Origin of the sequence: Qipengyuania algicola, assembly GCF_042492175.1 — a bacterium.
Lineage (GTDB): Bacteria > Pseudomonadota > Alphaproteobacteria > Sphingomonadales > Sphingomonadaceae > CAJXSN01.
On the sequence record NZ_CP170453.1, the window covers coordinates 2,490,567 to 2,513,187 of the forward strand.

General features: G+C 60.5%; 24 protein-coding genes. 23 read left to right on the forward strand and 1 reads right to left on the reverse strand.

The window, feature by feature from the left end:
* Positions 1–23: 23 nt before the first annotated feature.
* Positions 24–1,220 carry an acetyl-CoA C-acyltransferase gene (locus tag ACFCW2_RS11835; RefSeq protein WP_379546627.1) on the reverse strand — a complete coding sequence of 399 codons (1,197 nt, stop codon included), beginning with the start codon at positions 1,218–1,220 and terminating at the stop codon, positions 24–26.
* A 97-nt stretch (positions 1,221–1,317) separates the two neighbouring features.
* Here ACFCW2_RS11835 and ACFCW2_RS11840 point away from each other — a divergent pair, with 97 nt between their 5' ends.
* The 23 genes from ACFCW2_RS11840 (at position 1,318) to ACFCW2_RS11950 (ending at position 22,621) form a co-directional block, all read left to right on the forward strand.
* Positions 1,318–2,754, forward strand: a complete 1,437-nt coding sequence (locus tag ACFCW2_RS11840; RefSeq protein WP_379546628.1) for a coniferyl aldehyde dehydrogenase — start codon at positions 1,318–1,320, stop codon at positions 2,752–2,754.
* Between the two features lie 212 nt (positions 2,755–2,966).
* Positions 2,967–3,341, forward strand: coding sequence for an NADH-quinone oxidoreductase subunit A (ndhC, locus tag ACFCW2_RS11845; RefSeq protein ID WP_379546629.1), 375 nt, complete (start codon positions 2,967–2,969; stop codon positions 3,339–3,341).
* 17 nt (positions 3,342–3,358) lie between these two features.
* The gene (locus tag ACFCW2_RS11850) at positions 3,359–3,937 is read left to right on the forward strand and encodes a NuoB/complex I 20 kDa subunit family protein (protein ID WP_379546631.1); all 579 of its coding nucleotides are present in this window, start codon (positions 3,359–3,361) and stop codon (positions 3,935–3,937) included.
* Positions 3,938–3,942: 5 nt separating this feature from the next.
* Positions 3,943–4,695, forward strand: a complete 753-nt coding sequence (locus tag ACFCW2_RS11855; protein WP_379546632.1) for an NADH-quinone oxidoreductase subunit C — start codon at positions 3,943–3,945, stop codon at positions 4,693–4,695.
* A complete protein-coding gene (locus ACFCW2_RS11860) occupies positions 4,692–5,903 on the forward strand; it encodes an NADH-quinone oxidoreductase subunit D (RefSeq protein WP_379546633.1) in 1,212 nt (403 codons plus the stop codon). The genes ACFCW2_RS11855 and ACFCW2_RS11860 overlap by 4 nt, the downstream gene beginning before the upstream one ends.
* A 262-nt stretch (positions 5,904–6,165) precedes the next feature.
* Complete coding sequence (locus ACFCW2_RS11865) at positions 6,166–6,348, forward strand: hypothetical protein (protein ID WP_379546635.1); 183 nt, start codon at positions 6,166–6,168, stop codon at positions 6,346–6,348.
* Positions 6,341–7,009: an NADH-quinone oxidoreductase subunit NuoE gene (gene nuoE, locus ACFCW2_RS11870; RefSeq protein WP_379546637.1), complete on the forward strand. Its 669-nt coding sequence runs from the start codon at positions 6,341–6,343 to the stop codon at positions 7,007–7,009. The genes ACFCW2_RS11865 and nuoE overlap by 8 nt, the downstream gene beginning before the upstream one ends.
* Positions 7,009–7,152 (forward strand): hypothetical protein, encoded by a 144-nt coding sequence (locus tag ACFCW2_RS11875; RefSeq protein ID WP_379546638.1) that lies wholly within the window; start codon positions 7,009–7,011, stop codon positions 7,150–7,152. The genes nuoE and ACFCW2_RS11875 overlap by 1 nt, the downstream gene beginning before the upstream one ends.
* Entirely contained in the window at positions 7,152–8,447 is a 1,296-nt protein-coding gene (nuoF, locus tag ACFCW2_RS11880) for an NADH-quinone oxidoreductase subunit NuoF (RefSeq protein ID WP_379546639.1), read from the forward strand. Before ACFCW2_RS11875 ends, nuoF begins: the two co-directional genes overlap by 1 nt.
* Entirely contained in the window at positions 8,444–9,178 is a 735-nt protein-coding gene (locus tag ACFCW2_RS11885; RefSeq protein ID WP_379546640.1) for a hypothetical protein, read from the forward strand. Before nuoF ends, ACFCW2_RS11885 begins: the two co-directional genes overlap by 4 nt.
* A 17-nt stretch (positions 9,179–9,195) precedes the next feature.
* Positions 9,196–9,444, forward strand: a complete 249-nt coding sequence (locus ACFCW2_RS11890) for a hypothetical protein (protein ID WP_379546641.1) — start codon at positions 9,196–9,198, stop codon at positions 9,442–9,444.
* On the forward strand, positions 9,437–11,449 hold the full coding sequence (gene nuoG, locus ACFCW2_RS11895) for an NADH-quinone oxidoreductase subunit NuoG (RefSeq protein WP_379546642.1): 2,013 nt from the start codon (positions 9,437–9,439) through the stop codon (positions 11,447–11,449). Before ACFCW2_RS11890 ends, nuoG begins: the two co-directional genes overlap by 8 nt.
* Positions 11,446–12,495 (forward strand): NADH-quinone oxidoreductase subunit NuoH, encoded by a 1,050-nt coding sequence (nuoH, locus tag ACFCW2_RS11900; protein WP_379546644.1) that lies wholly within the window; start codon positions 11,446–11,448, stop codon positions 12,493–12,495. The genes nuoG and nuoH overlap by 4 nt, the downstream gene beginning before the upstream one ends.
* Positions 12,492–13,010, forward strand: coding sequence for a hypothetical protein (locus ACFCW2_RS11905; RefSeq protein ID WP_379546646.1), 519 nt, complete (start codon positions 12,492–12,494; stop codon positions 13,008–13,010). Before nuoH ends, ACFCW2_RS11905 begins: the two co-directional genes overlap by 4 nt.
* Positions 13,007–13,492: an NADH-quinone oxidoreductase subunit NuoI gene (gene nuoI, locus ACFCW2_RS11910; RefSeq protein ID WP_379546647.1), complete on the forward strand. Its 486-nt coding sequence runs from the start codon at positions 13,007–13,009 to the stop codon at positions 13,490–13,492. Before ACFCW2_RS11905 ends, nuoI begins: the two co-directional genes overlap by 4 nt.
* Before the next feature lie 26 nt (positions 13,493–13,518).
* On the forward strand, positions 13,519–14,139 hold the full coding sequence (locus ACFCW2_RS11915) for an NADH-quinone oxidoreductase subunit J (protein WP_379546648.1): 621 nt from the start codon (positions 13,519–13,521) through the stop codon (positions 14,137–14,139).
* The gene (gene nuoK, locus ACFCW2_RS11920; RefSeq protein ID WP_379546649.1) at positions 14,136–14,441 is read left to right on the forward strand and encodes an NADH-quinone oxidoreductase subunit NuoK; all 306 of its coding nucleotides are present in this window, start codon (positions 14,136–14,138) and stop codon (positions 14,439–14,441) included. Before ACFCW2_RS11915 ends, nuoK begins: the two co-directional genes overlap by 4 nt.
* A gap of 7 nt (positions 14,442–14,448) precedes the next feature.
* Positions 14,449–16,455 carry an NADH-quinone oxidoreductase subunit L gene (gene nuoL, locus ACFCW2_RS11925; RefSeq protein WP_379546650.1) on the forward strand — a complete coding sequence of 669 codons (2,007 nt, stop codon included), beginning with the start codon at positions 14,449–14,451 and terminating at the stop codon, positions 16,453–16,455.
* Entirely contained in the window at positions 16,455–18,002 is a 1,548-nt protein-coding gene (locus tag ACFCW2_RS11930; RefSeq protein WP_379546651.1) for an NADH-quinone oxidoreductase subunit M, read from the forward strand. Before nuoL ends, ACFCW2_RS11930 begins: the two co-directional genes overlap by 1 nt.
* The gene (nuoN, locus tag ACFCW2_RS11935) at positions 18,002–19,462 is read left to right on the forward strand and encodes an NADH-quinone oxidoreductase subunit NuoN (protein ID WP_379546652.1); all 1,461 of its coding nucleotides are present in this window, start codon (positions 18,002–18,004) and stop codon (positions 19,460–19,462) included. The genes ACFCW2_RS11930 and nuoN overlap by 1 nt, the downstream gene beginning before the upstream one ends.
* Positions 19,455–20,195: a biotin--[acetyl-CoA-carboxylase] ligase gene (locus ACFCW2_RS11940; protein ID WP_379546654.1), complete on the forward strand. Its 741-nt coding sequence runs from the start codon at positions 19,455–19,457 to the stop codon at positions 20,193–20,195. The genes nuoN and ACFCW2_RS11940 overlap by 8 nt, the downstream gene beginning before the upstream one ends.
* Positions 20,196–20,198: 3 nt before the next feature.
* Positions 20,199–20,975 (forward strand): type III pantothenate kinase, encoded by a 777-nt coding sequence (locus ACFCW2_RS11945; RefSeq protein ID WP_379546656.1) that lies wholly within the window; start codon positions 20,199–20,201, stop codon positions 20,973–20,975.
* Positions 20,972–22,621, forward strand: coding sequence for a ribonuclease J (locus ACFCW2_RS11950; protein WP_379546658.1), 1,650 nt, complete (start codon positions 20,972–20,974; stop codon positions 22,619–22,621). The genes ACFCW2_RS11945 and ACFCW2_RS11950 overlap by 4 nt, the downstream gene beginning before the upstream one ends.

A 22,621-nucleotide genomic window follows, 5' to 3' on the forward strand; every position in this document is an offset into this window, starting at 1 on the left:
CCGAGCCCCCGTTATCCGGTCTCTTAGACCAGCTCCACCGCCACTGCCGTAGCTTCACCGCCGCCGATGCACAGGCTAGCCACACCCTTGGTCTTCCCTTGGGTCTTCAGAGCATTGAGCAGAGTTACTATAATGCGCGTTCCGCTGGCGCCGATCGGATGGCCCAGAGCGGTGCCGCCGCCGTTCACGTTGATCTTGTCATGCGGGATGTCGATGTCGCGCATCGCGAACATGGCAACGCAGGCGAAGGCTTCGTTGACTTCCCACAGCTCCACCTCGTCAGCGCTCCACCCGGCGCGCTCCAGAACCTTGTTGATGGCGCCGATGGGGGCGATGGTGAATTCGCTCGGTTCCTGAGCATGAGCAGCCATGGCGACGATTTTGGCCACGGGCGTCTGGCCGTTCACTTTCGCGCTGCTTTCGCGGCTCAGAACAACCGCTGCCGCGCCATCGGAAATGGAGCTTGAGGTTGCGGCGGTAATCGTGCCGTCCTTGGCAAAGGCCGGGCGCAGCGTCGGGATCTTGTCCGGACGGCCACGGCCCGGCTGCTCGTCATGCTCCACCGTCACTTCGCCTTTGCGGGTCGAGAAAGTGACCGGCACCACCTCGCCCTCGAACGCGCCGCTTTCGATGGCGGCATTGGCGCGGCGCAGGCTCTCGATGGAATAGTCGTCCATTTCTTCGCGCGTCATCTGGTAGTCATTGGCCGTATCCTGCGCGAACGTGCCCATGGCGCGGCCAGCTTCATAGGCATCTTCAAGCCCGTCTAGGAACATATGGTCATAGGTGGTGTCATGGCCCAGCCGCGCGCCGCTGCGGTGCTTTTTCAGCAGGTAGGGCGCATTGGTCATACTCTCCATCCCGCCCGCGACCACGTAGTCCACCGTGCCGCTGGCCAGTGCTTCTGCGCCCATGATGACGGTCTGCATGCCGCTGCCGCAGACCTTGTTGACTGTGGTGGCCTGCACCGATTTGGGCAGGCCGGCCTTGACCAGCGCCTGACGCGCGGGGGCCTGACCCAGACCAGCAGGCAAAACGCAGCCCATATAGCCGCGATCGAACTTGTCGCCCGCCACGCCGGACCGCTCCACCGCAGCCTTTACAGCCGTGGCCCCCAGATCGGTTGCGGACACATCGGCCAGCGCGCCCTGCATCCCGCCCATCGGGGTGCGGGCGTAGGAGAGGATGACAATCGGATCGTTTTGGGAGAAATGGGCCATCGGTAATTCTTGCCTTTCAGGAGCGGAACGTCTTGCAGTGCGTTGTGTGACCGAAGCTGCTAATGCTGCGGTGCAAGATAATCAAATGGAGAGAACAATGGGTGACGGCAACAAGGGCGAACTGGAACGGATTTTGAAGGTGCAGCGCGATGCCTTCACGGCGGCTCGTCCCGAGGCGATGGACGTGCGCAAGGACCGGATCAAACGCGCCATCGCTCTGCTGGTCGATCACGGCGAAGCGCTGGCCCGCGCGATGAGCGCCGATTTCGGCAATCGCAGTTTTGAAGCCACCATGGTCACCGACATCACCAGCACCATCGGCTTCGGCAAATATTGCCTGAAGAATATGGATCACTGGTCGAAGACGCAGAAGCGCTCGCCGCGATTCCCGCTGGGCCTGCTCGGCGCAAAGGCAGAGCTGCGCTATGAGCCCAAGGGCGTGATCGGTGTCCTCAGCCCGTGGAATTTCCCGGTGCAATTGTCGCTCACCCCGATGATGCAGATTTTCTCGGCCGGCAATCGCTGCATGATCAAGCCGAGCGAATTTACCGAGGCGACCAGCGAGCTGACGAAGGAGCTGATCGAGAAGTATTTCGACGAAAGCGAAGCCGCTGTCGTAACCGGCGGCCCCGACGTAGCGCAGGCATTCTCCTCGCTGCCCTTCGATCATCTTGTTTTCACCGGCTCGACACAGACGGGCCGGCACGTGATGGAAGCGGCGGCCAAGAACCTTGTTCCTGTCACGCTGGAACTGGGCGGGAAAAGCCCCGTCGTCATGGGCCGCAGTGCTGACTACGAGAAGGCCGGTGAGCGCATCGCCATGGGCAAGATGATGAATGCCGGGCAGATTTGCCTTGCTCCCGATTACATGATCGTGCCGGAAGAGCGCGAGGAAAGCGCCATCGCTGCTGTCCAGCTGGGCGTGCACAATATGTACCCGACACTGCTCGACAATGACGATTACGCCTCTGTCGTAACCGACAAGCATTTCGACCGCTTGCAATCCATGGTCGAAGATGCCCGCGACAAGGGTGCGGAGGTGATCGAGGTCAATCCCAGTGACGAGGATTTCTCGAACACCAACGCTCGCAAAATGCCGCTGACGATCCTGCGCAATGTGACGGACGACATGCAGGCGATGCAGGAGGAAATATTTGGCCCCGTACTGCCGGTCAAAACCTACAAGCAGACCGGCGATGCCATCGACTATATCAATGGCCGCGACCGTCCGCTGGGCCTCTATTATTTCGGCAATGATAAGGGCGAGCAGGAGGAAGTGCTAACCCGCACGATTTCCGGCGGCGTCACGATCAATGATGTGATTTTCCATGTCTCGGTCGAGGACCTGCCGTTTGGCGGCGTCGGCCCGTCTGGTATGGGTTCGTATCACGGGCCGGAAGGCTTCAAGGAATTCAGCCATGCCCGCGCGGTCTACACCCAGCCGAAGATCGATATCGCCAAGCTGGCTGGCCTGCGTCCGCCCTATGGCGAGGCTGCGCGCAAGACCATCGCACGCGAAATGAAGAAGGCGTAAGCCCGGCAAGCCTCTCCGGCGATCCGGGGAGGCTTCCGCTGGTGCGCTCCCGCTCAACAGCACGTGCGTATTTTGCACGGTTTGGCGTGTGATACGGGCCTTCGCCCCCTTGCACCCCATGGGGCAGGGGACTAGGGCGCGCGTATATCTTTTCGTGGCGCTTCGTCACACCCTTACCGGTGGGCGAATCCGATTGTAAGCGAGCCTTAGTTTTGGTCGATCTGTCTCAATATCTGCCCATCCTGTTGTTCATCGCAGTGGCGGCCATTTTGTCGGTCGCTTTCGTGTTTCTGCCGATGGGGGTTTCCTTCCTGACCGGGGCGCACGCGCCCAACGCCGAAAAGCTGAGCGAGTATGAGTGCGGCTTCCCCGCTTTCGAGGAACCGCGCAGCCAGTTCGACGTGCGGTTTTACCTCGTCGCCATCCTGTTCATCATCTTCGATCTGGAGGCAGCCTTCCTGTTCCCCTGGGCAGTCAGCCTGGGCGCGACGGAATGGACCGGATGGATATCCATGATGATCTTCCTGTTCATCCTCGCCGTGGGCTTTGCCTATGAGTGGAAGATGGGCGCGCTGGATTGGGAATAGGGACCGGGAATAGCATTATGAGCGAACAAACCATCCTGACATCCGCCGGACGCGACGCCGTGCTTCAGCCCACCGCGCAGCCGGGCGAGGTGCGCCAGCCCGACGCGGAGTATTTCAACGCGCTTCAGACCGAAGTGAATGACAAGGGTTTTCTGGTCACAAGCACCGAAGACGTGTTCCAGTGGGCACGCACGGGCAGCCTGTGGTGGATGACTTTTGGCCTCGCATGCTGCGCGGTGGAGATGATCCACGCCAACATGCCGCGCTATGACATGGAGCGTTTCGGCGCCGCCCCGCGCGCTTCACCGCGCCAGTCGGACCTGATGATCGTAGCCGGCACCCTGTGCAACAAAATGGCCCCTGCGCTGCGCAAGGTGTACGATCAGATGTCGGAGCCGAAATATGTGATTTCGATGGGCAGCTGCGCAAATGGCGGTGGCTATTACCATTACAGCTATTCCGTGGTGCGCGGATGCGACCGGATTGTGCCGGTCGATATCTACGTGCCCGGGTGCCCGCCCACTGCCGAGGCGTTGCTCTACGGCGTAATGCAGTTGCAGCGCAAAATCCGCCGCACCGGGACGATCGAGAGGTAGGCGCGATGGCAACGGTTCTCCATTCCGCCCCGAAATTCGCCTCAAATGAAGGTGTGCAGGATACGCTGACTGCGGCTCTGGGCGCGCATGTCACGGCTGCGCGCGAAGAGCATGGCGAGATCATTCTGACGGTGAAGCGCGAAAGCGTGGCCGAGGTGCTCAAGACGCTGCGCGATGATCACGCCTATCAGCAGCTGATGGAAATTGCCGGGGTCGATTTTCCGGGCCGGGACGAGCGGTTTGAAGTCGTCTACATGCTGCTTTCGGTGACGAAGAACCACCGGATCATGATCAAGACCACGACCGACGAGGCGACTCCGGTGCCCAGCGTCACGCATATCTGGCCCAATGCCGGATGGCTGGAGCGCGAAGTGTTCGATCTGTTCGGAGTGCTGTTTGATGGCAACACCGATCTGCGCCGCATCCTGACCGATTACGGCTTTGAAGGGCATCCCTTCCGCAAGGATTTCCCGCTGACCGGCTACACCGAACTGCGCTATTCCGAAGACGAGAAGCGCGTAGTTTACGAACCGGTGCAACTGGCGCAGGACCTGCGCAGCTTCGATTTCATGTCGCCATGGGAAGGCGCGGATTACGTCCTGCCGGGCGACGAGAAGGCGGACACTCCGCCAGTCGATAAGCCCCAGACCACGGACGGCCCCAAGGACACTGGCGCCGGCAAGAAGGCCGAGGAAAAGGCCGAGAAAACGGTGAGCGCCAAGGGTGCTCCCAAGAAAGATGCAGGAGACGCGAAATGAGCGTCCAACTCGAAGAATCGCCCACCACCGGCGATGAAGTCATCTCCAACTACACGATCAATTTCGGGCCCCAGCACCCGGCGGCCCATGGCGTGCTGCGCATGGTCATGGAGCTGGACGGCGAGATCATCGAGCGCGTCGATCCGCATGTCGGCCTGCTGCATCGCGGCACCGAGAAGCTGATCGAGCACAAGACCTACCTGCAGGCACTGCCGTATTTCGACCGCCTCGATTACTGTTCGCCGCTGTGTCAGGAACACAGCTACGTCCTCGCGATCGAGAAGCTGCTGAACATCGAAGTGCCGGAGCGGGCGCAGTATCTGCGGGTGCTGTTTGCCGAACTGACGCGGATTTCCAACCACTTCCTCAACATGGGTGCCCATGTGCTGGATGTCGGCGCGTTTACGCCGAACCTGTGGATCATGGATCTGCGCGAAGATTGCATGAATTTCTTCGAGCGGGCGAGCGGTGCGCGGATGCACTCTGCATGGTTCCGCCCCGGCGGTGTCCATCAGGATGTGCCGGAGAAACTGCTGGTCGATATCGGCGAGTGGGTGGAGCACCGCCTGCCCGGCCTGTTCGACGACGCGATGAGCCTGGTGATCGACAACCGCATCTTCAAACAGCGCAATGTCGATATTGCCATCGTGAGCAAGGAAGACGCGCTGGCCTGGGGCTTCTCCGGCCCGATGATCCGCGCTGCCGGTATCCCGTGGGACCTGCGCAAATCGCAGCCTTACGACGTGTATGACCGGATGGATTTCGACATCCCGACCGGAACCAATTCGGATTGCTACGACCGGTTCATGGTCCGCGTGAACGAGATCAAGCAGTCGGCCCGCATCATCAAACAGTGCCTTGCTGAAATGCCCGAAGGCCCGATTGCCAGCACCGATGGCAAAGTCTCCCCGCCCAAGCGCGGCGAGATGAAGCAATCGATGGAAGCGCTGATCCACCACTTCAAACTGTACACCGAGGGCTTCCACGTCCCCGCCGGCGAAGTGTATGTCGCCACCGAAAGCCCTAAGGGCGAGTTCGGCGTTTATCTGGTCAGCGACGGGTCGAACAAACCCTACCGCTGCAAAATCCGTCCGACCGCGTTTTCGCACCTGCAAGCCATGGACTTCATGTGCAAAGGCCACATGCTGCCCGACGCGACCGCCATTCTGGGCGCCATCGACGTGGTGTTCGGGGAGTGTGACCGGTGAGTTGGGTGGGTCCCGTTCTGCTTTTTGCCGGATGCGTTGCGATGATGCCGCTCATTGCGGTGGTTTTTCGCCTCGTGCTTGAGTCTTTCAAGACCGAAGAACAGGCGTCCGTTTGGGCGTTCCGAATGACTGTGCTCTCTGCATTACCGCTTTTCCTTATGGCTATCCTGACGCCACAAATCGGTTCCGCCGTAATGGCTGCGGGGTCGTTCTTTGGTATCTTCTTCGCGCGATGGGTATTGGCGAGGAGGGCAGTAAAGGCATGATCCTCCGCGAACTCTTCATCTTCATCGCCGCATTCGCTGCGTTTGCTTCGGCAGTCGCGGCGTATCTGCTGGCGTTTCACGGCGAGTCTTCGCTGAAAGACATCCTTTCGACAGCCGCCGCTGCTGTCATCGGCCTGTATGTGGGCCGCTATCTGCAAACGAGATTGACCCATGGCTGATCGCCGCCTTGCCCCCGATACGCCCGAACTGCGCGCGCAATACAGCGCGTGGGCCTTTACGCCCGAGAACAAGGCGAAGGCAGACCAGCATATCGCCAAATACCCTGAAGGCCGCCAGAAATCGGCGGTAATGCCGCTGCTCGATCTGGCGCAGCGTCAGGTGGGCGAGGAGACGGATACGCAGGGCTGGCTGCCTCTGCCGGTGATGGAATACATCGCCGAATATCTCGATATGCCGGTAATCCGCGTGGTCGAGGTTGCAACGTTCTATTTCATGTACAACCTCCAGCCAGTGGGCAGATTCCACGTTCAAGTGTGCGGCACCACGCCCTGTATGCTGCGCGGCAGCGACGATATCATCGCCGCCTGCAAGAAGCGCGGAATGGCCAAGGGCAAGGTCTCCGAAGACGGCCTATGGACCCTCACCGAAGTGGAATGCATGGGCAATTGCGCGACCGCGCCGATGGTCCAGATCAATGACGGCAATTATGAAGACCTGACGGTGGACCGTCTCGACGCCGTGCTGGACGCGCTGGCCGCTGGCGAGACACCCAAGGAAGGCACGCAGGAGCCGGGCCGCAAGACCAGCGAACCCAGCGGCGGACCGACCACTCTGAAAGAAATGGTCGATGCCAATCACGATTACCGGGGTGAGTGGTAATGCCTGAACTCATCACCATCGTCGTCGCGCTGGTCCTCGCCTTTATCGCGTGGAAGGTGCTGATGGGCATGATCAAATTCGGCGCCATGGCCGTCATCGGCGTGGGCGCGCTCTATTTCCTCACACAGGGAGGGCTTGGCTGATGGCTCTTCAAGACAAAGACCGTATCTTCACCAATGTCTACGGGTTCCAGGATTGGGGCCTGAAGGCGGCGCAGAAGCGCGGTGACTGGGACAATACGAAGGCGCTGATTGCGCGCGGCAACGATGCGATCATCGACGAGATGAAGGCATCTGGCCTGCGCGGGCGGGGCGGGGCAGGCTTCCCCACCGGCCTCAAATGGTCGTTCATGCCCAAGGAATCGAAGGATGGTCGCCCGTCTTTCCTGGTCATCAATGCCGACGAATCCGAACCGGGTTCGTGCAAGGACCGCGAGATCATCCGCCACGATCCGCACAAGCTGATCGAAGGCGCGCTGGTCGCTGGCTTCGCGATGCGGGCGCGTGCGGCCTATATCTACATTCGCGGCGAATATATCCGCGAGGCGGAAACGCTGCAGGCGGCGATTGACGAGGCGTATGATGCGAAGCTGATCGGTAAGAACGCCAGCGGCTCTGGCTATGACTTCGACGTGTTCATGCACCGCGGTGCGGGCGCGTATATTTGCGGCGAAGAAACCGCGATGATCGAAAGCCTTGAAGGTAAGAAGGGCCAGCCGCGCCTGAAGCCGCCATTCCCGGCGGGCGCGGGGCTTTATGGTTGCCCGACTACGGTCAACAATGTCGAGAGCATCGCAGTCGTCCCCACGATTCTGCGGCGCGGCGCAAGCTGGTTCGCCGGCTTCGGGCGCGAGGGCAATGCGGGCACCAAGCTTTTCCAGATCAGCGGGCACGTGGAAAAGCCCTGCGTGGTCGAAGAAGAGATGAGCATCCCGTTCGAGGAGCTGATCGAGCGGCATTGCGGCGGTATCACTGGCGGGTGGGACAATCTGCTGGCGGTGATCCCCGGCGGCTCGTCCGTTCCGCTGGTCCCCGCCGACCAGATCCGCAGCGCTCCGATGGATTTTGACGGGCTGAAAGACGTCGGCTCCGGCCTCGGCACGGCGGCGGTCATCGTGATGGACAAGTCCACCGATATCGTCCGCGCGATCAGCCGCATCAGCTATTTCTACAAGCACGAAAGCTGCGGCCAATGCACCCCCTGCCGCGAAGGCACGGGCTGGATGTGGCGCATGATGGAGCGCCTGCGCACCGGCGATGCCGCGATCGAGGAAATCGATATGCTGCATCAGGTGACCAAGCAGGTGGAAGGCCACACCATCTGTGCACTCGGCGATGCGGCCGCATGGCCGATTCAAGGCCTGATCAAGCACTTCCGCCCCGAGCTGGAACGCCGGATCGAAGAGCACAACGCCCAGTTCGCGGAGGCGGCGGAGTGATGCGTCCTTTCTCGCTCCTTCTATGTTCGGTGTTTTCGCTCCTAATGCTTCTTGTGCCCGGAGCATCGGCGGATCTCTCTGCCCAAATGCATGAAAGGCCAAGCAACTCGCTCGAAGCGATCAATAGAAGGAAGGCCGCTTCGCACAATGACAACAAGCGTTTGAGCGATGAAGACAATGCCCTTCGCACTGTTTTTGAATACGGTGAATGCATCGCCGACCGTTATGAAAATCGCGTACGGCCGCTCATGACAGTCTCGATGTGGACTTTTCGCGGGAAAGACGAGCGTAGCTTTATCCAAAGACGCTGCTTTAGCAGTGGCTTGATGACCTTACCTTTGCAGACCGCTGTTGCATCGGTGCACCGGGCATTTTTCATCGAGGATTTTGAAGAGCGTCGGATGGTTTTTGCACCCGAGTCGGTCGATTTCACACCGCTCTCGAACAACCCGAGCGAGCAGGAGCAAATACATGCTGTCCACGCGAATTTTGCCGGATGCATCGTAAGAGCTGACTTTGAGAATGCCCGCGCTTTCGTGACCGAGTTGCCGGGTTCCGTCGCTTCGAATGACGCGTTAATGGCGCTGGTTCCGCAATTTGAGCCCTGTGCGACTGAGCAGGTCGCGTCTCAAATGAGCAAGACCATCCTCTTCGCATTTCTCGCCGAAGCGTTGCACCGCGAAGCGCTTGCAGGTCTGAAATATGGCGAACAATCGGAGGCGGCGGAGTGAAATTTGCATTCGTTCCATTGGCAGCCATCGCATTGGCAGCGTGCGCGCATGCCGAGGAAACATCCGATGAGGCGAGTTTTGTCTCGTGCCTCGCCGAGAAGGAGCCCGGCTTGATTGTGAAAATTCGCGATGCAGAGAGCGAAGAGGCCTTTATTGCGGCGCTGAAGGAAGGCGCAGAAGTCTGCCCAACCGAGGTTGAAGGCATGAGTATGGGTAAGCTGTTCAAGGCATTGAACGCGCACGAGCAAGGAAACACCGATGCCTAAGGTCACCGTAGACGGACAGGAACTGGACGTTCCGGATGGCGCGACCGTTCTTCAGGCGTGCGAGCTAGCGGGGAAGGAAATTCCGCGCTTTTGCTATCACGAGCGGCTGAGCATTGCGGGCAATTGCCGCATGTGTCTGGTCGAAGTGAAGCCGGGGCCGCCCAAGCCACAGGCAAGCTGCGCGCTGCCCGCCGCCGAGGGGCAGGAAATCCGCACCGACACGCAGATGGTGAAGACCGCGCGCGAAGGTGTGATGGAGTTTCTGCTGATCAACCACCCGCTCGATTGCCCGATTTGCGATCAGGGCGGCGAGTGCGATCTGCAGGATCAGGCCGTCGCCTATGGCCGTGGCGGTTCGCGCTACGACATGAACAAGCGTGCGGTGACCGAGAAATATATGGGCCCGCTGATCAAGACGATCATGACCCGCTGTATCCACTGCACCCGCTGCGTGCGCTTCTCTGAAGAGATCGCGGGCGTGGACGAAATCGGCGCGCTCTATCGCGGCGAGGACATGCAGATCACCACCTATCTGGAGCAGGCCGCCAGCCACGAGCTTTCGGCCAATGTGATCGACCTGTGCCCGGTCGGCGCGCTCACCAGCCGTCCCTATGCGTTCGAAGCGCGTCCGTGGGAATTGAACCGCACCATCAGCATCGACGTATCCGACGCGGTGGGTGCGAATATCTCGCTGCATTCCAAGGGCCGCGAAGTGATGCGCGCTTTGCCGCGGATCAATGATGACGTGAATGAGGAATGGTTGTCGGACAAGGCGCGCTACCAGGTCGATGGTCTGGGCAAGCGGCGGCTCGACAAAGTCTTCATGAAGAGGCGCGGCAAGCTGGCCGAGGCGGGCTGGGACGATGCGTTCAAGGCGATTGCCAAGCAGCTGAAGGGTGATCCCTCCAGCATTGCGGCCATCGCCGGTGACATGGTCGATTGCGAGACGATGTTCGCGGCCAAAGCGCTGCTCAAGGCGTCCGGCTCGACCCTGCTCGAAGGCCGCCAGACCGGCATGGACTACGACGTGTCGAGCCTAGCGGCGGTCAATTTCAACTCGACCTTCGCAGGGATCGAAACGGCTGATGCGATCCTGATCGTGGGCAGCCAGATCCGTGACGAGGCTCCGCTGGTCAATGTCCGCCTGCGCAAGGCGGTGAAACGCGGCGCGAAGGTCTTCATCGTTGGCCCACATTGGGACCCGACCTATCCGGCCGAGTTCCTCGGCGACGACACGAGTGTGCTCGGCGATGTGCCCAAGCATGTGGCCGATGCATTCAAGGCGGCGGAACGTCCCGCGATCATCATGGGCGGGGCCAGCCTCGCCGCCGGTGCTCTCAACGCCGGGCTGGCCTTTGCCGAGAAGTTCAAACTGGTCCGTGACGACTGGAATGGCTTTAACGTTATGCACTTCTCGGCTGCACGCATGGGCGGGCTGATGCTCGGCTACGCGCAGAAGGGCGGGATCAAGGATATCGTCAAAGCAGCCCCCAAAGTGGTGCTGGCGCTCGGCGCGGACGAGATGGATTTCAGCGCGTTCGAAGACAGCCTGAAGGTCTATATCGGCCATCACGGCGACAAGGGCGCGCATGCGGCAGATATCATCCTGCCCGCCGCCAGCTATGCCGAGAAAGACGGCACCTATGTGAACACCGAAGGCCGGGTGCAATTCGCCGAGAAGGCCGTGTTCGCGCCGGGCGATGCCCGCGAAGACTGGACGATCCTGCGCGCGCTCGCGGATGCTTTGAAGGTCGATGTCGGCTTCGACAGCTTCGATGCATTGCAAAGCGCGATGATCGCCGAAGTGCCTGCACTGGGCGAAGAAGGCTTGGCGGAATACGGCAAGCTGCCCAAGGCCAAGAAAGCGGCAAAAGGCAAAGTCATCGCAGGCTATCCGATCAAGGATTTTTACCTCACCAACCCCATCGCCCGCGCCAGCGACGTGATGCACCGCTGCTCGGAGGAACTGCTCCACGGCGGTGAACTGGCGGAGGCTGCGGAATGACCGAATTCTTCGAGAACACCGTGGGCATGTCCTACGAAGCGGCATGGTTCACAGCCACGATGGTCGGAATTCTTGCGATCTCGCTGATCGTGATGTTCGCCGTCGCCATGGTGATTTACGTCGACCGCAAGGTGCTGGGCGCGATCATGATGCGGCGCGGGCCCAATGTGGTGGGGCCGTTTGGCCTGCTGCAGAGCTTTGCCGATGGACTGAAGGTATTCCTGCAGGAAACCATCATTCCCAGCGCCGCGAACAAGGGCATTTTCCTGCTCGCGCCGATTGTCACCTTCACCGTGGCACTGGCCGCATGGGCGGTGATCCCGTTCGATGCTGGCATGGTGCTGGCGGATATCAATGTCGGCCTGCTGTATGTCCTCGCGATCAGTTCGCTGGGCGTTTACGGCGTGGTGATGTCCGGGTGGGCGAGTAACTCGAAATACCCGTTCTTCTCCGCCATGCGCGCCGCAGCACAGATGATCTCATATGAAGTGTCCATCGGCTTCGTGCTGGTGTGCGTGGTGCTGTATGCGGGCACGTTCAACCTCAGCGGCATCGTGATGGCGCAGCAGGGGCACGGGCTGGGCTTCATCAACGGCTATTTCGTCAACCCGCTGCTGTTCCCGATGTTCGTGGTGTTCTTCATCTCGGCGCTGGCTGAAACCGCCCGCGCGCCATTCGACCTGACCGAGGCGGAGAGCGAGCTGGTGGCTGGGTATCAGACCGAATATTCCAGCATGAGCTTCGCGCTGTTCTGGCTGGGCGAATATGCCAACATCCTGCTGATGTGCTCGCTATGCACCCTGCTGTTCATGGGTGGCTGGTTGCCGCCGGTGGAATGGGCACCGCTGTATTATGTGCCCGGCATCGTCTGGTTCCTGCTGAAGACGTTCTTCTTCTTCTTCCTGTTCAGCTGGATCTGGGCGACCGTGCCGCGTTATCGCTATGACCAACTGATGCGCCTTGGCTGGAAGGTCTTCCTGCCGATGAGCCTCGTCTTCGTCGTTCTGATTTCGGGCTATCTGATGGCCACGGGGCATTACGCGTGAGCCTGGTTCTAGCTATGTTTGCAGGAGCGCTTGCGGAGCAAGCCACCCCTCGCATCACGCGTGGGCCCGAGCGCCTCGTGACTGACCATCTAGCGGTGGTTCGTTTTGACTGCACGCTTACAAACTCCGTGGGCGAATTGAAAAATTTGGCGCTGCGCAAGAGTGGGCGGCAAACCTATTTCGGTCAGTACGCGGCGAATGAGCAAACAACTCCGGCTCCGCTGATGACCGACCCGGTTTATCGAATCCTTGAAACCAGCGATCAATGGCTTGACCCTGATCTCGACTATGTACCCGGTGGACGTTCAGCGAGCCCGTCCGTGGGTGAGCAAGACGATCTGGTCTTTCGCAATAAAGATGGCACACCGGTCGGCCTGCTCAGATTTACGAAGCACTACATTACATCGGCAGGCATCCCGATTTCTGCTTTCATGCCCAAACCGAACGATCCTACCTCACTCGAAACGCTTGCTGGTGTTTGCACACCGACGCGGCTTGAGGACCAACCGCAATGACCGTTACCCAACTCATCAAATCCTTCACCCTGTGGGAATTCCTCAAGGCGCATGCGCTGACCTTGAAGTATTTCTTCAAGCCCAAGGTGACGATCAATTACCCGTTCGAGAAGAACCCGCTGAGCCCGCGTTTTCGCGGTGAGCATGCGCTGCGCCGCTATCCCAACGGGGAAGAGCGATGCATCGCGTGCAAGCTGTGCGAGGCAGTGTGCCCGGCGCAGGCGATCACTATCGAGAGCGAACCGCGCGACGATGGCAGCCGCCGGACGACTCGGTATGACATCGACATGACCAAGTGCATCTATTGCGGCTTCTGCCAGGAAGCGTGCCCGGTCGATGCCGTGGTTGAAGGACCGAACTTCGAATATTCGACCGAAACCCGCGAGGAATTGCTGTATGACAAGGCAAAATTGCTCGCCAATGGTGACAAGTGGGAGCGCGCGATTGCCGCAAACCTTGAAGCCGACGCGCCCTACCGCTAACCGCGCGCACAGCTAACCGGGGCCCCATGATACAGACCATTGCCTTTTACCTTTTTGCGAGCATCGTGATTGCCAGCGGCGTGCTGACGATCATGGCGCGCAATCCTGTGCATTCCGTCCTCTGGCTGATCCTCGCGTTCTTCAACGCGGCGGGCCTGATGGTGCTGGTGGGGGCAGAGTTCCTCGCCATGCTGCTGGTGGTGGTTTACGTCGGCGCGGTCGCGGTGCTGTTCCTGTTTGTGGTGATGATGCTGGACATCGACTTTGCGGAAATGCGGGCCGGGTTCATGCGCAATTTCCCGCTGGGGATCGCGGTCGCCATCGTCCTGCTGATGGAAATCCTCTTCGCGGTCGGTGCGCTGAGCGCCGGGCCGATTGCGCTGGGTACAGCCGATGGCAGCGCCGCGCCGGTGCTGGGGCAGACCAATATCGAGAACCTCGGCGCGCTGCTCTACACCGAATACGCCTTCCTGTTTCAGATTGCGGGCATGATCCTGCTGGTTGCGATGGTCGGGGCGATTGTCCTGACCCACCGCGAGCAGAAGGCCGTGCGCGGCCACCAGAATATCGGCAAGCAGATCAGCCGTCGTCCGGACGAGGCCGTGGTGATGAAGCAGCCCACCAGCGGTGAAGGGGTGGAATTGTGATTGGCATCGAGCATTACCTTGTCGTCAGCGCGATCCTGTTCGTGCTGGGCGTGCTGGGCATCTTCCTCAACCGCAAGAACATCATCGTCATTCTGATGGCGATCGAGCTGATCCTGTTGGGGGTGAACCTCAATCTGGTGGCTTTCAGTGCATTCCTGAATGACCTGACCGGTCAGATCTTCGCCATGTTCGTGCTGACCGTTGCGGCTGCGGAAGCGGCCATCGGGCTGGCCATTCTGGTGATCTATTTCCGCGCTCGCGGGACCATTGCGGTCGACGATGTCGACCGGCTGAAGGGATAATCCGGGCGTGTCATCCATCCTGATCATTGTTTTCCTGCCCCTGTTGGCTGCCATTATCGGCGGGCTGGGCAATCGCGCTCTCGGCAATACCGTGGTCAAAACGATCACTACGGGATCGCTGTTTGTGTCCGCGGCTCTCAGCTGGCCGATCTTTCTTGGCTTCATCGCAGGCACGATGCAGGCCGATGTCGTGCCGGTGCTGCAATGGGTGCAATCGGGCGATCTGAGCTTCGACTGGGCCTTGCGCGTCGATGCGTTGACGGCGGTGATGCTGGTGGTGATCACCAGCGTGTCCGCGCTCGTCCACCTGTATAGCTGGGGCTATATGGACGAAGATCCGGATCAGCCGCGTTTCTTCGCCTATCTGTCGCTGTTCACCTTCGCCATGCTGATGCTGGTGACGGCCGATAACCTTGTCCAGATGTTCTTTGGTTGGGAAGGAGTGGGCCTCGCGTCCTATCTGCTGATCGGGTTCTGGTTCAAGAAGCCAAGTGCCAATGCCGCCGCGATCAAGGCCTTTGTGGTAAACCGCGTGGGCGACCTTGGCTTTATGCTGGGTATCTTCGGCACGTTCCTGGTGTTCGGCACCACGTCGATCCCGGAGATTTTGGCCGCTGCCCCTGCGATGAGCGGCAGCAGCATCACCTTTATCGGGTTCCAGTTCTACACGATGGATATCCTGTGCATCCTGCTGTTCATCGGCGCGATGGGCAAATCGGCGCAGCTGGGCCTGCACACTTGGCTGCCCGATGCAATGGAGGGGCCAACGCCCGTCTCCGCACTGATCCACGCCGCGACGATGGTGACCGCCGGTGTGTTCATGGTCTGCCGCCTGTCACCGATGTTCGAGACCGCGCCCACTGCGCTGGCCATCGTGACCTTTATCGGTGCGATGACTTGCCTGTTTGCCGCCACGGTCGGCACGACGCAGTGGGATATCAAGCGCGTCATCGCCTATTCCACCTGTTCGCAGCTGGGCTACATGTTCTTTGCCGCAGGTGTTGGCGCGTATGGCGTGGCGATGTTCCACCTGTTCACGCACGCTTTCTTCAAGGCGCTGCTGTTCCTCGGCGCAGGCTCGGTGATCCATTCGATGCATCACGAGCAGGACATGCGCTATTATGGCGGCCTGCGTAAGAAGATCCCAATCACCTTCTGGGCGATGATGGCCGGGACGCTGGCGATTACCGGTGTGGGTGTGCTCGGCTTCTTCGGCTTTGCCGGTTTCTATTCCAAAGACGCCATTCTGGAGGCTGCGTTTGCACGCGGGACGGAAGTGGGCAATTTCGCCTTCTGGGCCGGAGCCTTCGCCGCACTGCTCACCAGCTTCTATAGCTGGCGCCTGATGTTCCTGACCTTCTGGGGCAAGCCGCGCTGGATCGAGAGCGAGCACATCCAGCACAGTGTCCACAAGACGCCCGAAGAAGCGGGCGAGGATACGACGGGCGGATACGCTCCGCACGAAAGCCCGTGGGTCATGCTGGTGCCCCTGTTGGTGCTGAGCGTCGGGGCGATCTTCGCAGGCTATGCCTTCAAATATCCCTTCGTCGACGGGTCGAGCGAAGCCGTGAACGGCGCATTCTGGGGCGGCTCGATCTATTTCAACGAGAACCTGATCCACGCGCTACACGCGGTGCCGCTGTGGGTGAAGCTGACCGCAACGGTCTCGATGATCCTTGGCCTCGCCATCGCATGGCTGGCCTATATCAAGGATACCTCGATCCCGGCGAAGACCGCTGAGCAGCTGGGTCCGATCTACCGGTTCCTCTACAACAAATGGTATTTCGACGAGCTCTACAACATTCTGTTTGTGAAGCCGTCTTTCATCGTCGGACGCTGGTTCTGGAAGCTGATCGATATCGGCACTATTGACCGGTTCGGGCCTGACGGAGCCGCATGGCTGGTGCGTCAGGGTTCGGCCGGGGCCAAGCGGTTCCAGTCCGGTTATCTCACCAGCTACGCGCTGGTCATGCTGCTCGGCCTTGTCGCCGCCATTACCTGGGTTTTGATGTGATGGACGGCTTTCCGATCCTTACCGTGATGTTGCTGGTGCCACTGGTCGGCGCGCTGGCGTGTTTCTTCCTTGCAGCAAGCGAGGCGCGGATCATTGCGCTGCTGGCAACGCTGATCAATCTCGGCCTCGGCATCGCGCTGTGGGCGGGATACGAGATTGGTGGCCCGCAGTGGCAGTTTACCGAACGGGCCGACCTGTTTGCGGGCTTCCAATATGCGCTTGGCATTGATGGCATCGCGCTGATGCTGATCGTGCTCAGCGTGTTCCTGATGCCGATCTGCATTCTGGCCAGCTGGGACGCGATCGGCAAACGCGTCGGCGAATACATGGCGTCTTTCCTGATTATGGAAACGCTGATGATCGGCGTGTTCGCGGCGCAGGATCTGTTCCTGTTCTACATCTTCTTCGAAGCCGGTCTGATCCCGATGTATCTGATCATCGGCATCTGGGGCGGCGCGGACCGGATCTACGCCAGCTTCAAATTCTTCCTCTACACGCTGATCGGTTCTGTTCTGATGCTGATCGCGATGTTCTGGATGGTGAACACTGCGGGCACATCGGACATCCCGACGCTGATGCAGTATGACTTCCCCGTAGGCGCGCAGACGTGGCTGTGGCTCGCGTTCTTCGCCAGTTTCGCGGTGAAGATGCCGATGTTCCCGTTCCACACATGGCTGCCCGCAGCGCACGTTCAGGCGCCCACAGCAGGCTCGGTCATTCTGGCCGGTGTGCTGCTCAAACTTGGCGGATACGGCTTCATCCGGTTCAGCCTGCCGATGTTCCCCGAAGCCAGCGCGCAGTTCGTATGGCTGGTGATGATCCTGTCCTGCATCGCGGTGGTCTACGCCTCGCTGGTGGCGCTGGTGCAGGAAGACATGAAGAAACTGATCGCCTATTCCTCGGTCGCCCATATGGCGATTGTGACGGCGGGCCTGTTTGCCTTCAATGTGCAGGGGCTGGAAGGCGCGATGATCATGATGCTGAGCCACGGGCTGGTGTCGGGCGCGCTGTTCCTGTGCGTGGGCATTATCTACGACCGGCTGCATACCCGCGACATTGCGCGTTATGGCGGCCTCGCGATCAACATGCCGAAATATGCGTGTTTCTTCCTGCTGTTCACCATGGCCAGTATCGGCCTGCCGGGGACCAGCGGCTTTGTGGCCGAGTTCCTGAGCCTGGCCGGTGTTTACGAGATTTCCAGCGACGTGACTTTGATCCTGACCACCGGCATCATTCTGGGTGCCGGATACATGCTCTACCTCTATCGCCGGGTCGTTTTCGGGCCGCAGGTAAATGAAGATGCCGCCGCGATGCGTGATATGAATGCGCGCGAGTGGGCGATGCTCGCCCCGATTGCGGCAGCGGTACTGTGGATGGGTGTTTATCCCGAAAGCTTCCTCGCCCCGATGCGCAGCGACATTGCCGCGCTGGAGGCCCGCGTGGCCCGCGCCGCGCCGCAGGGCGATGCTAATCTGACGGCAGGCACCCCGCGCGAGCATGAGGCGAACCATATGTCCGGCGAGCATTCGGCAGAGGGGGCGCACTGATGGATATCGCACGCTCCATGGGGCTGATGATGCCCGAGCTTATCATTGGCGGTGCCAGCCTGCTGTTGCTGCTCGTTGTTGCCTATGGCGGCAAGGGTTCGGCGCGCGCCGTGTTTATTGGCGCGGCGACCGCATTGGGCGCGGCGCTTTTCTTCGTCGTGCCTACGGTCACCGCAGGCGTCGCCGGGGCCGGAGCGGACGCATTCGGTACCCAGTTCTCGGCCGATGCCTTTGCCGCCTTTGCGAAGGTGCTGATCTATCTGGCGGGCATTGCCTGTCTCGCTGTAGCGCCGTCTTTCCTCAGCCGGTTCTTCGCCCTGCGCGGAGAGTACGCCATTCTGGTGCTGCTCGCGGTAATGGGCATGGGCCTGATGGTATCGGCCACCGATCTGGTCGCCCTTTATATGGGGCTGGAGCTCAATTCGCTGGCCGCCTACGTACTCGCCAGCTTCCTGCGCGATGACCAGCGCTCGGCAGAGGCGGGCCTGAAATATTTCATTCTTGGCGCGCTCGCATCGGGCATTCTGCTTTACGGGATGAGCCTGATTTACGGCTTCACCGGGACGACTTCGTTTGGCGGCATCGCTGCGGCGATCTCCGGTGACATGTCCACCGGTGCGCTGTTCGGTGTGATCTTCATGCTGGTCGGCCTGGCTTTCAAGATTAGCGCTGTGCCGTTCCACATGTGGACGCCGGATGTGTATGAAGGCGCGCCGACACCGGTCACCACTTTCTTCGCCACCGCGCCCAAGGTTGCAGCCATCGCGCTGCTCGCGCGGGTGTCGCTCGATGCGTTTGGCGATCAGGTTTTTGCCTGGCGGCAGGTCGTCATTTTCGCCGCAATCGCTTCGATTGTCGTCGGCGCGCTAGGCGCTATCGGACAGAACAATCTCAAGCGACTGCTGGCCTATTCCTCGATCAACAATGTCGGCTTTATCCTGATCGGTCTGGCCGCTGCGACGGTTCAGGGCCTCTCCGCGATGATGGTCTATCTGGCCATTTACGTCGTCATGTCGCTCGGCAGCTTCGTTGCCGTGCTGATGCTGCGCAACGGGCAGGGCGAGCAACTGGAAACGTTCGACGATATTGCTGGCCTTTCGACCACGCGCCCATTGATGGCGTGGTGCCTGCTGATCCTGATGTTCAGCCTTGCCGGCATCCCGCCGCTGTTCGGTTTCTATGGCAAGTTCGTAGTGTTTCAGGCGGCGGTGCAGGCTGATCTGGTGCTGCTCGCTGCCATCGGTATCGCGGCCAGCGTGATCGGGGCGTTCTACTACATCAAGTTCGTCAAGGTGATGTTCTTCGATGAACCTGCGGACCGCGCGACCGGCGAAGCCGATAGCGTAAGCTGGGCGATCCTAATCGGTTCCGCCATTCTCGTCAGCCCGCTGGCCTATATCCTGACCAACTGGCTGACCAATCAGGCCGACACAGCGGCGGCGTCCCTCTTCCTTGGCTGAGGGCAAGGTCCGATCAATCCGCATTGCGGCTGAAACGGGCTCTACCAATGCGGACTTGCTGGACGCCTTGCGATCGAGTGAGCGCGTTCCCGAAGGCGAATGGCTTGTCACCGACCGTCAGACAGCGGGGCGGGGCAGGCAGGGCCGCGACTGGTTCGATGGCGCGGGCAATTTCATGGGCAGCACGGTGGTGCGTCCCGGCCCGAATGATCCGCCCGCACATACGCTGGCCCTGCTGGCCGGTCTGGCGCTTTATGAAGCGGTGACGCCGATGTGTTCCGATCCTTCGGCGGTTTCCCTCAAATGGCCCAATGACCTGCTCTTGGGCGGCGCGAAGCTGGCGGGGATTTTGCTGGAGCGTGAAGGCGACGCAGTGGTGCTCGGTTTCGGTGTCAATCTGGCAAAAGCGCCCGATGTGCCGGACCGCGAGACGATCGCGCTGTCTGCGCTTGGCCCCGCGCCGAGCCGGGATTTGTTTGCCCGTGACCTCGCCATTTCGCTCGATAAGGAACTGGAGCGCTGGCGCAGTTACGGGCTAGAACCCACATTGCGCCGGTGGTGCGCTGCGGCCCATGCGGTGGGCACCCCGCTCAGCGTGCACGAGCCGGATGGCACGATCTGTGAGGGCGCGTTCAAAGGCCTCGATGCCGAGGGCGCGCTGCAAATCACTCTGGCCGGTGGCACCGTGCGCACTATCCATGCCGGCGATGTCCTGCACGCCAAGGAGACCTGATCCATGCTGCTCGCTGTCGATGTCGGGAACACCAATCTTGTCTTTGCCGTCTTCGATGGCGACGAAGTGCGCGCGCGCTGGCGCATCGCCACGGACCCGCGCCGCACCGGCGACGAATATGCCGTATGGCTGCTGCAATTGCTGTCGATCGAGAATATCGAACGCGATCAGATCAAGCGGATCATTGTCGGCTCCGTCGTCCCGCGCGCGGACCACAACCTTTCAGTCCTTGCGGAAAAGTATTTCGGCATCACCCCGCTGATTGCCGGACGGGGCGCAGCCGAGTGGGGCTTCGCTATCGATGTCGATCAGCCCAGTTCGCTGGGGGCGGACCGCGCATTGAACTGTATTGCTGCGCATGATCTGGTAGAAGGCGACAAGGTCGTGGTCGATTTCGGCACCGCGACAAAGTTCGAGGCGCTGGATTACAACGGCACTTACAAGGGCGGAATTATCACGCCCGGGATCAATCTTTCACTCGATGCGCTGGTTGGCAAAACCGCCAAATTGCCGCGCATCGCTATCCGTGCACCCGAAGGGCGCAGCGTTATCGGTCGTAATACCGAGGATCAGATGCTGATTGGCATCTTCTGGGGTTACGTAGCGATGATGGAAGGCTTGATAGAGCGGATGCGCTCTGAAATCGGGCGGCCGACAAAGGTTGTTGCAACCGGCGGTCTGGCTGTTTTGTTCGATAATCACACCGATATATTCGATGTGGTGGACGCGGATCTGACCATTCGCGGGCTTAAGCTACTGGCCGACCGGGTGGCATCGTGAAGAAGAATTACCAGCCTGAGAAAGAGCTGCTGTTCCTCGCGCTAGGCGGCTCTGGCGAGATTGGCATGAACGTCAATCTGTATGGCTGCGATGGCAAGTGGCTGATGGTCGATCTGGGGATGAGCTTCGGCGCAAACGAATATCCCGGCACCGAACTGCTGTTCGCCGATATCGATTTTATCGAGGAACGCTCCAAGGACCTGCTCGGCATCGTGCTGACCCATGCGCATGAAGACCATATCGGCGCGATTCCCTACTTCGCCGCCGATCTCGGCGTGCCGCTCTACGCCACGCCGTTCACCGCAGAGCTGATCCGGCGCAAGCTGCAAGAGGCCAACCTGCTGGACGAGGTCGAGGTCCGGATCATCGAAGAAGATCACGGACATATCGAAATCGGCCCGTTCGAAGTCACCTATATCCCGCTCGCCCACTCGATTGCAGAGGGCAACGCGTTGGTCATCGACACGCCTTACGGACGGGTGTTCCACACCGGCGACTGGAAGCTGGACGAGGACCCGATCATCGGGGAGCCGACCACTGAAGAAGAGCTGCGCGAAATCGGCGATGAGGGCGTGCTGGCGGTTGTGTGCGATTCGACCAATGTCTTCAATCCCGAACCCAGCGGGTCCGAGGGGGCAGTTTATGCCGGCCTGATGGAGGAAGTGAAGAAGTGGGAGGGCCGCCGCGTGATGGTCACCACATTCGCTTCCAATGTCGCGCGCCTCCAGACGCTGGGCGAAGTGGCCAAGGCAACCGGGCGCGAGCTCGCGGTGGCTGGGCGCTCGCTGGACCGCATGATCGAGGTGGCGCAGGACAATGGCTATCTGGCGGACTTCCCCAAGATGGTCGATTGGGACACCGCGATGGGCCTGCCGCGCGGCAAGGTGATGATTATGGCCACTGGCGGGCAGGGCGAACCGCGCGCTGCTCTGAGCCGGGTGGCGGAGGACAATCATCCGCTGAAACTGACCAGCGGCGACGTGGTGCTGTTCTCCAGCCGCCAGATCCCCGGCAACGAACTCAGCATCGGCAAAGTGCAGAACAAGTTGGCGGAACGCGGGATCGTGATGGTGACCGACCGTCAGAGCATGATCCACGTCTCCGGCCATCCGGGGCGCCCAGAGCTGGAGGCGCTGTATGAGTGGCTTCAGCCGGAGATACTGGTTCCCGTGCATGGCGAGATCAAGCATATGCAGGAGCAGTCCCGCGTCGGGATCGAAGCGGGAATTCCCAAGGCGATTTTCCAGAAGAACGGCGACATCGTGCGTCTCGCGCCGGGCAAGCCGGGTGTGATCGCGCAGATTGAGGCGGGGCGTCTGGTACTGGATGGCGACATCATCGTGCCCGCCGATGGCGAGAGCATCGTCATGCGGCGCAGGCTGGCGCATAACGGGGTGGTCGTGGTTATTCTGGGGCCGGGCAACAAGGTCACAATCGAAAGTGTTGGCCTGCCTTTGGACGAGGATCATGATGATTTCATCGCCGAGGCCGAGGCCGATGTTGTGAAAGCGCTCGGCTCGGCGGGCAAGAAGAAGCGCGGACCAGCCACCGACCGGCTCGAGACCGCCCGGCTTGCCGCACGGCGCGCGGCGACTCGCTGGTCAGGCAAGAAACCGCAGGTCCGTGTAATCGACCTTGCAGGATAG